The sequence below is a fragment of the Polyangium sp. 6x1 genome (assembly GCF_029946515.1).
GTDB lineage: Bacteria > Myxococcota_A > Polyangia > Polyangiales > Polyangiaceae > Polyangium.
Map to the genome: position 1 here is coordinate 23,291 of NZ_JARZHH010000096.1, position 9,360 is coordinate 32,650.

Annotated in this window: 11 protein-coding genes and 1 rRNA gene; 7 read left to right on the plus strand and 5 right to left on the minus strand. The window is 69.2% G+C overall.

Going from position 1 to position 9,360, the window contains the following annotated elements; all coding sequences use genetic code 11:
• Window positions 1-4: 4 nt before the first annotated feature.
• Together QHF85_RS45275 and QHF85_RS45280 are read left to right on the plus strand one after the other, a co-directional pair.
• Window positions 5-649, plus strand: coding sequence for a hypothetical protein (locus QHF85_RS45275; protein WP_281333730.1), 645 nt, complete (start codon window positions 5-7; stop codon window positions 647-649).
• Between the two features lie 35 nt (window positions 650-684).
• Window positions 685-1,158: an HAD domain-containing protein gene (locus tag QHF85_RS45280; protein WP_281333731.1), complete on the plus strand. Its 474-nt coding sequence runs from the start codon at window positions 685-687 to the stop codon at window positions 1,156-1,158.
• 87 nt (window positions 1,159-1,245) lie between these two features.
• Here QHF85_RS45280 and QHF85_RS45285 read toward each other — a convergent pair whose 3' ends face one another.
• Entirely contained in the window at window positions 1,246-2,382 is a 1,137-nt protein-coding gene (locus QHF85_RS45285; protein ID WP_281333732.1) for a hypothetical protein, read from the minus strand.
• Window positions 2,383-2,449: 67 nt separating this feature from the next.
• Window positions 2,450-3,631: a cytochrome P450 gene (locus QHF85_RS45290; protein ID WP_281333733.1), complete on the minus strand. Its 1,182-nt coding sequence runs from the start codon at window positions 3,629-3,631 to the stop codon at window positions 2,450-2,452.
• A gap of 173 nt (window positions 3,632-3,804) precedes the next feature.
• Between QHF85_RS45290 and QHF85_RS45295 the strand changes: the two genes are divergently transcribed.
• The 3 genes from QHF85_RS45295 to QHF85_RS45305 all read left to right on the plus strand — a co-directional run bounded on the left by QHF85_RS45295 (window position 3,805) and on the right by QHF85_RS45305 (window position 6,411).
• Window positions 3,805-4,446: a sigma-70 family RNA polymerase sigma factor gene (locus QHF85_RS45295; protein WP_281333734.1), complete on the plus strand. Its 642-nt coding sequence runs from the start codon at window positions 3,805-3,807 to the stop codon at window positions 4,444-4,446.
• Complete coding sequence (locus QHF85_RS45300) at window positions 4,443-5,687, plus strand: hypothetical protein (RefSeq protein WP_281333735.1); 1,245 nt, start codon at window positions 4,443-4,445, stop codon at window positions 5,685-5,687. Before QHF85_RS45295 ends, QHF85_RS45300 begins: the two co-directional genes overlap by 4 nt.
• Before the next feature lie 91 nt (window positions 5,688-5,778).
• A complete protein-coding gene (locus tag QHF85_RS45305; RefSeq protein ID WP_281333736.1) occupies window positions 5,779-6,411 on the plus strand; it encodes a hypothetical protein in 633 nt (210 codons plus the stop codon).
• Window positions 6,412-6,422: 11 nt separating this feature from the next.
• Here the strand turns inward: QHF85_RS45305 and QHF85_RS45310 are convergent, their stop codons facing one another.
• Both QHF85_RS45310 and QHF85_RS45315 read right to left on the minus strand, forming a co-directional pair.
• Window positions 6,423-6,839, minus strand: coding sequence for a VOC family protein (locus tag QHF85_RS45310; protein WP_281333737.1), 417 nt, complete (start codon window positions 6,837-6,839; stop codon window positions 6,423-6,425).
• Window positions 6,840-6,934: 95 nt separating this feature from the next.
• Window positions 6,935-7,918 (minus strand): sigma-70 family RNA polymerase sigma factor, encoded by a 984-nt coding sequence (locus QHF85_RS45315; RefSeq protein WP_348652819.1) that lies wholly within the window; start codon window positions 7,916-7,918, stop codon window positions 6,935-6,937.
• A gap of 289 nt (window positions 7,919-8,207) precedes the next feature.
• Here QHF85_RS45315 and QHF85_RS45320 point away from each other — a divergent pair, with 289 nt between their 5' ends.
• On the plus strand, window positions 8,208-8,624 hold the full coding sequence (locus tag QHF85_RS45320) for an organic hydroperoxide resistance protein (RefSeq protein WP_281333739.1): 417 nt from the start codon (window positions 8,208-8,210) through the stop codon (window positions 8,622-8,624).
• 66 nt (window positions 8,625-8,690) lie between these two features.
• Window positions 8,691-8,924, plus strand: a complete 234-nt coding sequence (locus tag QHF85_RS45325) for a hypothetical protein (RefSeq protein ID WP_281333740.1) — start codon at window positions 8,691-8,693, stop codon at window positions 8,922-8,924.
• A 313-nt stretch (window positions 8,925-9,237) separates the two neighbouring features.
• On the opposite strand, the gene QHF85_RS45330 is transcribed toward QHF85_RS45325, so the two are convergent.
• A 23S ribosomal RNA gene (locus QHF85_RS45330) occupies window positions 9,238-9,360 on the minus strand; the annotation flags it as partial.

Consider the following 9,360-nt stretch of genomic DNA (forward strand, 5'->3'; position numbering starts at 1 on the left):
TCCGATGAGCCTCGATTATTACTTCCACGTCGAGACGCGTCGCACCGGCGATTGGACCGTGCCGGAGGGGTTTCCCCAAAGCCCCTACCGACCCGAGCCGCTCGGCGAGTTCACCTGGATGCGTGGCCGATCCCGCTCTGCGCGGCTCTTTTTTGGTTCCTCCGCCGTCTTCCCGTTCAAGCCAGGGCCGCCCGAGAGCCGCGCGCGGTCGGCGCTCTTCCGCTCCCTCGGACCGGACTACGATTTCGAGGAGAACGAGCGGCGGATCTGCTGGATCCCGTATCCCGAGCTGATGGTCGACCTCTGGGACGAGATGCGCCTCGTGCTCCAATGCGAGGTCGGGAGCCGTGACGCCGCGCTCTTCGGCGACGGCCGGCAGCGTTTCCCCGCGGACGCGCTCCGGGCCCGGGGCCACGACGATTTCCGGATCAGCCTCCTCCAGGAAGGCGAGATCGTGAACGAGCCGATCGACCGCACGCACGGAAAACACCGATTCGAGATCGAAGCGCTCGCGCCGGAGGTGCGTATCCCCGTGACCTTCGTCGCGTCCGTGCGCGGCTACCTCGGCGAAGCCCGCACGGAAGCGTTCCAAAGCCTGCGCGTATACGGGCGCGACGAAGATCTCCGGGTGGTCAGCATGTATTGTTGACGATCGGCTCGCCCTCGTGATGTCCTCGATCCGCCATGAAGATCGTGTTCCTGGACTTCGACGGCGTGCTGAACCATTCCCTCATGCAGATCCTCGAAGACCGGGATACGCGGAAGCGCTTCAGCCCCCCCGCCGTCGAGCGGCTCAACACGATCGTGAAGCGCACCGGCGCGCGCGTCGTGGTCAGCTCGAGCTGGCGTGAATGGAACTCGGTCGACAAGCTGCGGACGCTGCTCGCCGAGGAAGGCTTCGTCGGCGAGGTCCTCGATCACACGCCCATCCTGCACCCGAGGACGATGCGCCTCCGCGATCCTAACCCCGGCGAGACGCGGTGCAGGGAAATCATGCAATGGCTCGACGCCCTGCCCGAGCGACCCGAGAGTTTTGTGGTCCTCGACGATCTCGACCTCGAATGGCTCGCCGCGTACCACGTCAAGACGGAGCTCGATACAGGGCTGCTCGACGGGCACGTGGAGGCGGCGGTCGACCTTTTGGGAGAAATCCCCTGAGAGGGTCTTCGACAGGCAGAGGAGGCGCCGCGCCGGGGCGCTGCCCCGGGCCCCGCGGGGCAGCGCCCCGGCGAGGCGCCCCTCGATCTAAGCCGCCTTCCGCCCGCGAACCTCGGCCGCGCGCACGAGCCCGTCGGCGGAGAGCTCGGGCGACAGCATCCCGCGCTCGTGCATCTCGTGGATCATCCGTTCGAGGCGCGCCTCGTCGAAGCGGACGCCCAGCGCCTCGGCCGCGTGCGCGAGGAGCCTGCGCTCCCGGAGCGAGGCGCGCGCGTCGACGGCCGCGCCAATCTCGAGCGCATGATAAAAAGGTACCCGCGCCGAGGGCGGCACCTCGCCGAGGCGTACGTACCAGCCAATCGGATCCGCGAGCCTCTCGTCGAGGCCGACCGACATGTCGGTCTCGCAGCCGCGCAGGAACGTGAAGAGGAGCGCCGTTTCCTCCGGCCGGAGCCGGCCGTCGGCCTCGAAGAGGAACCACAGGCCCTCGAAGAGCCGAGCCTTCGCGGGTGAAAGGCGCTCGTCCGAGAGGACACGCTCGAAGGCGGCGCGATAACGCACGTATCGGAGGACGGTCTCGCCGAGCCTGTGCGTGGCCCGGTAATCCGTGAGGGCCGAGGTGACGATACCGACGAACGGGACGACGCCGCGGGCGAGGCTCTCGCCGAAGCGGCGCGCGGCGAGGCCCTGCGCGGCGCCTTCGACGTCGGCGCGGGCGAAGCGCGCGAGGGTCGCGCCCGGCCGTTCCTGCTCCTCTGGGACCTCCGCGCTGTCCTGCACGAGCTTGAAGAGCGCCCATACATCCGCCGGATCGTCCGCATGGAAGCGCAGCCCGACGCAGCCCGCGAGGCGGCACGCGACGTGGGTGTGCGTGATGAGGCGGAGCGAGGCGTCGAGCGCAGCGCTGAGCATGGCGGCGGGGACGGCGACGAGCGCGCCCATTCCTTGCGTGTTGGCGGTGAGCAAGGCGCCGCCCGTGGAGACGATGCCGACGCAGCCGCCGGCGAATGCGGAAAACAATGCGCTGCCGCGAAGGATCGGCTTGCCGCAGCCCTCTTCCGTCGCGGCCGCCTTCGCGGCGGCCGGCGCCTTCGCGGCCTCGTTGTATCGACGAATCGTGGTCGAGACGAGCCGGAGCAGGAGCGCGTCCGCCCAGCCGATCTCGGCCGAATGTTCGAGCGGGAAGGGGATCGCGGCGTTCACGGCCTGGGCTTGCGTGGTCATGCTCCGAATGCCGCATCAAAAAACGTTCCCGCCCGAGCTCGGTCGCGCATGCCCGTGCGCCGCGCGCTCACGAGAGCCGCAGCAAAAGCTCCACCGGCCCACGCACAGGGAGCGCGCGATTGTACCGGATCTCGCCTTTGCCTAGCTCTACCCGGTGAAAACGCCTCGTGAGGACCGAGACCGCGATCCGCGCCTCCATCCGCGCGAGCAGCGCGCCGATGCAGAAATGGATCCCGTGCCCGAACTGCAAACCGCCTTGCGAGCCGCGATCGATGTCGAAGCGATCCGGATCCGCGAACCGACGCTCGTCCCGGTTGGCCGATGCCACGAGCGCGAGGACGAGCGAGCCCTGCGGGATCGTCACCCCCGCGAGCGTCATGTCCGCCGTGGAGATGCGCGGGAGCGAATGGGCCGGCCCGTCGTACCGGAGCATTTCTTCGACGAACGGGGCGGCGAGCGCGGGCGATGCGCGGAGCCGATCCCAGAGCTCGGGCCGCCGTGCGAGGAGGATCATCGTATTGCTGAGCAGGTGCGTCGTCGTCTCGAGGCCGGCGTTCAGGAGGAGCACCAGAAAATCGACGACCTCCACCTCGGTGAGGGATGGGCCGTCCGCCTCGGCGCCGATCAGAGCGCTCACCGTATCGTCCGCCGGCTCCCGCCTCCTCGCGGCCACGACGCCCCGCAGATACCCGGAGAGGTCGGCGATCGTCGTCCGCACCCGCGTGGCGTGCGCCTCGCTCAGGGGCTCGGGTGCGATCGAGACGATATCGTCGGCCCAGCGCTTGAAATACACGTGCAGCGTGGAATCGAGGCCGAGGATCTCGCCGATCGCGAACGCCGGCAGCGGGGTCGCGAAGGCCTTGACGAAATCGACCTCGCCCACGAGTTTGTCCGCGAGCTCTTCGGCGAGGCGCTCGACCTTCGGGGCGAGGCGGCTCACCGTGCCTCCGCCGAACGCCCGGGAGACCAGACTGCGGAGCCGCGTGTGCGCCGGCGGATCGAGCGCGAGCATCGAATGAACGAGCGGGTTGTACCCGATCCACGGAGGCTCCATGGCGGCCCGGAAGCCCTGCGAGGAGAAGAGCGCCGGGTTCTTCAGCACGAAGAGGACATCGGCCCAGCGGCTCACGGCCCACATGCCGCCCGGATCGACCTGGCACACGGGGGACGACCCCCGCATCGCCGCGTAACGAGGGTACGGATCCGCCCGAAACGAGGGCGAGAGGACATCAAAACGTTCTTCTTTCACGGCGTGCCTCCCCGGTCCGCGCCCGCGGACCACGCAGCCGCTTCGAGCACGCCGCGCGCCAGGGTCGGAATCCGTGCCGCGCGCGCGGGCAGAGCCGCGCGGAGGCCAAAAAACATCCGCCGAGGAAACCGGCCGGGCCCTCGCGCATGATGGGGGCAAAGGGTACCTCCTTCGTGCCGAGCCCGAACCTCGCCCCCCCGGACGTTGCCGACCTCCTCGCGCCCCTCGCGCCGAAGAGGCTCGCCCCCGAGCGTCCGCCCCCGAGCGAGGCTGCCCAAGCGCGCGCTGCGGAGCTGCCCCGGACGGCCACGCCGAGCGCGGTCGAGGCCCTCTACCGCAAGCACCACGGCCTCGTGTATCGCCTCGCGCTGCGCTACGGCAAGGGCAACGTCGCCTGGGCCGAGGACATCACCCAGGAGGTCTTCATCGACCTCATGAAGGCCCTGCCCGAGCTTCGCGACCACGACGACCTCGCGGGCTGGCTCTATCGCGCCACCACGAACCGCTGCATGAGCCGCCTGCGTCGGGAGCGATTCCGCTCGCTCGCGCCGATCCGCTGGCTCTTCGGCGAACACCAGCCCGAGCCCGAGCAGCCCGACACGCTGGTGATGGCCCGCGACGATCTGCGCCGCGCGATCGAGGCGCTCTCCGCGCTGCCCGTCAAGGAGCAGGTGGCCTTCTCGATGTACTGGCTCGACGGCAAGGAGCAGGAGGAGATCGGCCAGATCCTCGGCCATTCCAAGGGATACGTCTGCAAGTTGATCCAGCGCGCCGTCGAGAGGCTGAAAAAGGACGGCTGGGGGGGCTTTCCATGACCACGCCCGCGCCAAACGATCTGCTCGCGCGGCTGCGAGCCGCCGACGAGCTTTATGCGCAAGCCGCGCCGGATCCGGCGCTCGGGGCGCGGATCGGCGCGCGCCTGCGGGGGCTCTCCGCGGAGCCGCGGCGCGCCGCGTGGACCCCGTCGATCCGGGGGTTCGGGCGTCCGCTCGCCCTCGTGCTGACCTGCGCCGCCGTGCTTTTCCTCTCGCTCGACGACGACACGCCGCACGCTCGGTCCGGGCTCGCCTCGCCGAAGCGCCCCGAATTCGCGGCCGATCCGGAGGTGTCCCCGGCCGCCGAGCGCGCGTCGGAGGCGAACCCGCGTGCGTTCGAGCCACCACGATCTCCCGCTCCGCGCGCCTCCGAGGCCCAGCCGCCCGCGCCGTCCCCGTCCTGGCGTGCGCCGGAATCGGCATCTCCCTTCGAATCGGATCCCGAGCGATCGAGGGATGGCGTTCGTCGGAGCCCGAAAAACCACGTGCCCCCGGGACCTCGTTCCCGCGTGCATACGCCCGGCGGGCCCTTGGATCAGGACGGCTCCGAGGGGCTCGTGTTCTGGTCGCCGACGCAAGCTCTCCCCGGCGAATCACGCGCGCCCACATACGGCGCGGCCGGCGGCGACCGCGGCCCGAATGCGAGCACGCCAAAGCCTCCCGGGGCCGTGGATCCGCCTCCGCAGGCCTCCTGCGCGACGCCCGAGACCTGGAAGGAGCGTGCCGAGCTCGATTGCGACGACAATGGCCTCGCGCTCGCCGAGATCACCTATCTCGATCCGTGCGGCGACGGCCTCTTTCGGAGCGCCGAGCACGAATGCGCGGAGCCCGATCCAGAGGTCAACGTGTGCACGACCGACACCGTGGGCGACGGCATCACGTGCCAGGATCCGGCCTCACTCAAGGACATCGCTTACCAGGCCTGCCAGCTCGCGGGTCAGCAGATGGTGGATTTTCAGTACACGAGCGGCGATTGCGGCTGGATGACGCGGCAAGCGAGTTACACGTGTTGCCCGCCGATCGTCGATCCGCCGCCGCCGCCGCCGCCGAACCCGCCGCCCGAGGTCTGTCAAAGCGGCTCCCTCGGTGACGGCGTGACCTGCGTCGACCGGGCCGTCCTCAAGGAGCAGGCGTACGCGGCTTGCAACGAGCTCGGTCTTTCCCTCGGCGACCTCCAGTTCGCGGGGGATTGTGCGGTCGACCAGGGCTCGAAGATCGGTTTTTCGTGCTGCGGGCCTTGACGAAAAAAAGAGGAAACGCGAGGCCACCTCGCGATTGAAAGAATACGGATGTCACGACGGCGCCCCACTCGCGGGGCGCGTGGAGGTACCCATGCGTTTGTCGAATGGAATGGGCTCGTTCCTGTTTGCCTTGGTATCGTCCGGGCTCGTCGCCTGCACGGCCGACGTGCGCCAGGGCAGCGGGGAGGACGTTTCGAAGGGCGCCCTCGAAGGGGAAGGGGAAGGCAAGGGGAGCCAGGCGATCCCCAAGGGCGAGGACCCGGAGGGCGGGGAGACGCCGTCCGGCTGCATCGAGGGCACAGTGGAGAGCGCGGCCTGCGAGGATCCCGGGGTCCTGAAGGATCAGGCCTATGCGATCTGCGTCGCGGAGGGCCTCCTGTTCACGGCGTTCGATTACCAGGGCGGCGATTGCGGCTGGCAGACGACGCAAGCCCATTACGAATGTTGCGCCGAGCCCCCGCCGCCGCCCGAGCCCCCCCATACCGATCCGCCGCCGCCGAACCCGCCGCCGCCGCCCGAGCCCCCGCCCATCTGCGCGAGCGGCTCGATCGGCGACGGCGTCACCTGCCAGCCGGGGGACATGCTCAAGCTCGCCGCCTACGAGGCGTGCGAGCAGGCGGGGCTCCAGCTCTTCGACCTCGTCGGCGACGTGGGCGATTGCAGCCCCGGGGAGGCCCTCGAGTTGACCTACTCCTGCACGGGGCCGGACGGCGTTTGCCCTTGATCAGACGCTGATCACTTCTGAACCGCCGCCGGATCCATCCAGATGAGCTCCCAGTGGTGGCCGTCGAGGTCGTAGAAGCTCCAGCCGTACATGAAGCCGTGATCCTGCGGCGGCATCGCGTGCGATGCGCCGTTCTCCAGCGCGATCTTCACGATCCGATCCACCTCTTCGCGGCTCTCGCACGAGAGGCCGTACCCGCCCTCCGTAAACTTCGTCGTGTCACAGAGCTGCTTCGTCGTGAAGCTCAGGAGCTTCGCCTCGGTGAGAAGCATGACGAACGCTTGCTCGCTCACGATCATACACGTCGCGGTTTCATCGGTGAATTGCGGGTTGAACGCGAAGCCGAGCTTCGTGAAGAAGTCGACCGAGCGCTTGAGGTCTTTGACGGCGAGGTTGACGAAGAGCATGCGAGAACGGGTCGTGGTCATGTGCGCCTCCGTGCCGGTAGGTTCGTCGTATGGACCCAGCAGGGGGTCCAAACTCATCGGTCCAAGAGAAGTTTTTTTCGACCCGGCAGGGCAGGTTACGGCGCGAGCTCGAGGGGCAGGCCGAACCGCGGGAAAAGCGCCGCCGTGTCGAGGAAGGAGTTCATCGCGGCGATCCGATCGCCGCGCAGCTCCAGCACGATGAGCGCCCACGGCTTGTAGGGCTCGCCCGGCGCGTGCGGAGGACGGTACTGCCCGAAGGCCGGCGAGCCGCACGCCGCCGTCGGCACGAGCCGCGATCCGCGACACCCCGCGCCGCGACCCATGAGCCAGGCCAGGATGGAGGTGTGCCCTTGCAACCAGAGCGAGTACGGCGGCATCGAGAGCGTCGCGTCCTCGTGCAGCAGCGCGGCGAACGCGTCCATGTCGTACCGCTCGAACGCGTCGACGTAACGATGGAGCAAGGTCGTCTGGACGTCCGCGAGCGGCGCCCGCTCCTCCGTGAGGTCGCGCGTCGAGAGCGTGGCGCGGGCGCGCTGCAGGGCGCTGTTCACCGCGGCGACCGAGGTCCCGAGGCTCTCGGCCACCTCCGCGGCGGCCCAGCCGAGGACCTCGGTGAGGAGCAGGATCGCCCGCTGCTTCGGCGGTAGGTGCTGGAGCGCGGCCACGAACGCGAGGCGGATGCTCTGGCGCATCGACACGATCTCGGCCGGGGTCGCGTCGTCGGGCACGGCGCGCGCATCGGGAATGGGCTCGATCCAGCTCGAAGCGGGCAGGGTGCCGAGGGTGTCGTCGACCGTGCCGACGGGGCCGCACTCCATCGGGCGGATGCGGCGCGAGCGATCGGAGAGCGCGTCGAGGCAGACGTTCGTCGCGATGCGATAAAGCCAGGTGCGCAGGGACGAACGGCCGTCGAACTGGGAAAAACTGCGCCAGGCGCGCAGCATCGTCTCCTGCACCGCGTCCTCGGCCTCCGAGACCGACCCGAGCATGCGATAGCAATGCCCGGTGAGCGCGGCGCGATGTTCCTCGAGCTTCTGCGCGGTCGCCGGGCTGACGTCGAGGCCGGCGCCGTGCTTCATCGGAGACGAGAGGTCAGCCATCGGGGCCGTGTTTAACAGGTCCGCCCCCCGGGACAAACCCCGATCGCCGCCGACAGCAAGATTTCGCGCACGAACGGCCCGCCGTCGGTCGGGGAGGGGAGCGAGCGGCCCCTCGGCGACGGGACCGTCTCCAGCGGATCGAGGTCCATCACCGAAGGGATCGTGGCGAGCGCCCGCTCCGCGGGAGCACGACCGCCGCGCAGATTTCGATTGCACCCGCGGCCTCACGGCCGAAAAGGAGGTTCACATCCGAAGAGAGGAGCGAAGCATGAAGGTTCTGTACACGGCGAACGCGGCGGCGACGAACGGGCGCGAGGGGCGCGTGAAGACGGACGACGGCAAGGTGGACCTCGGGCTCAGCATGCCCAAGGGCCTCGGCGGCCCGGGCGGGGAGGGGACGAACCCCGAGCAGCTCTTCGCGATGGGCTATTCGGCCTGCTTCGGCAGCGCGCTCGCGCTCGTCGCCCGCATGCAGAAGGTGCAGACCGGGCCCGTGCAGATCGAGGCCAAGGTCTCGCTGGGCTCGGACGACACCGGCGGCTTCGGCCTCGCCGTGGAGCTCGTCGGCCACATCCCGAACCTGCCGCGCGAGCAGGCCGAGGCGCTGATGCACGCGGCCCACCAAGTTTGTCCTTACTCGAAGGCCACGCGCGGCAACATCGAGGTCAAGCTCTCCGTGGCCTGAGGTCTCGATCGGGGCGGATCCGGTGTGGACACTGGCGACGCCGAGGTCACGCCCCACAGACCTCGCATGAACAAGAGCCCCAAGGGTCCCGGCCTCCCCGGGCCCGAGCACGCCGACGAGAAGACCCAGCGGCGCACGGCCGAGTCGCAGCACGGCGGGATCTCCTCGGAGGAGAGCTCGCGCCGGTACGAGACCGGCGAGAACCCCGGCGGGACGCATCAGGGAGGGCGGTCGGACCCGACGCGGCCCGACTCGAATGGCCACGGCTCATCGAGCGATGAGGACGACGGCGGATTCTGAGGCGCGCGGTCGCGACGAGGCCGCGCGCTCGCCGAGCGCCTGCGTGACGGCGAGCGGATGACCTTGCTTTGCTCGTCGTCGTGCGTCGACCCGGCTCGGTGCCACCGGACGTTGCTCGCCGGGCTCCTCGAGCACGAGGGGGCGCGGGGGCCTTTGTTCGGGGAGATGGAACGAAAAAAGCCCGCGTGAGAAAAACCTCACGCGGGCTTGAAGGCTCCGGACAACGGAATGTAGATAGCGTCCACTTGCTGCGTTCGCGCGCCGGCTCGTCATCCGAGCTCTGGGCGCGTCTCTCGACGTTTGCCTCAAAGGTATGGTCAAGCCGCACGACCGATTAGTACCGGTTAGCTCCGCGAATTACTTCGCTTCCACACCCGGCCTATCAACCTCGTGGTCTACGAGGGGTCTTTAGGAGCCTTGCGGCTCGGGACACCTA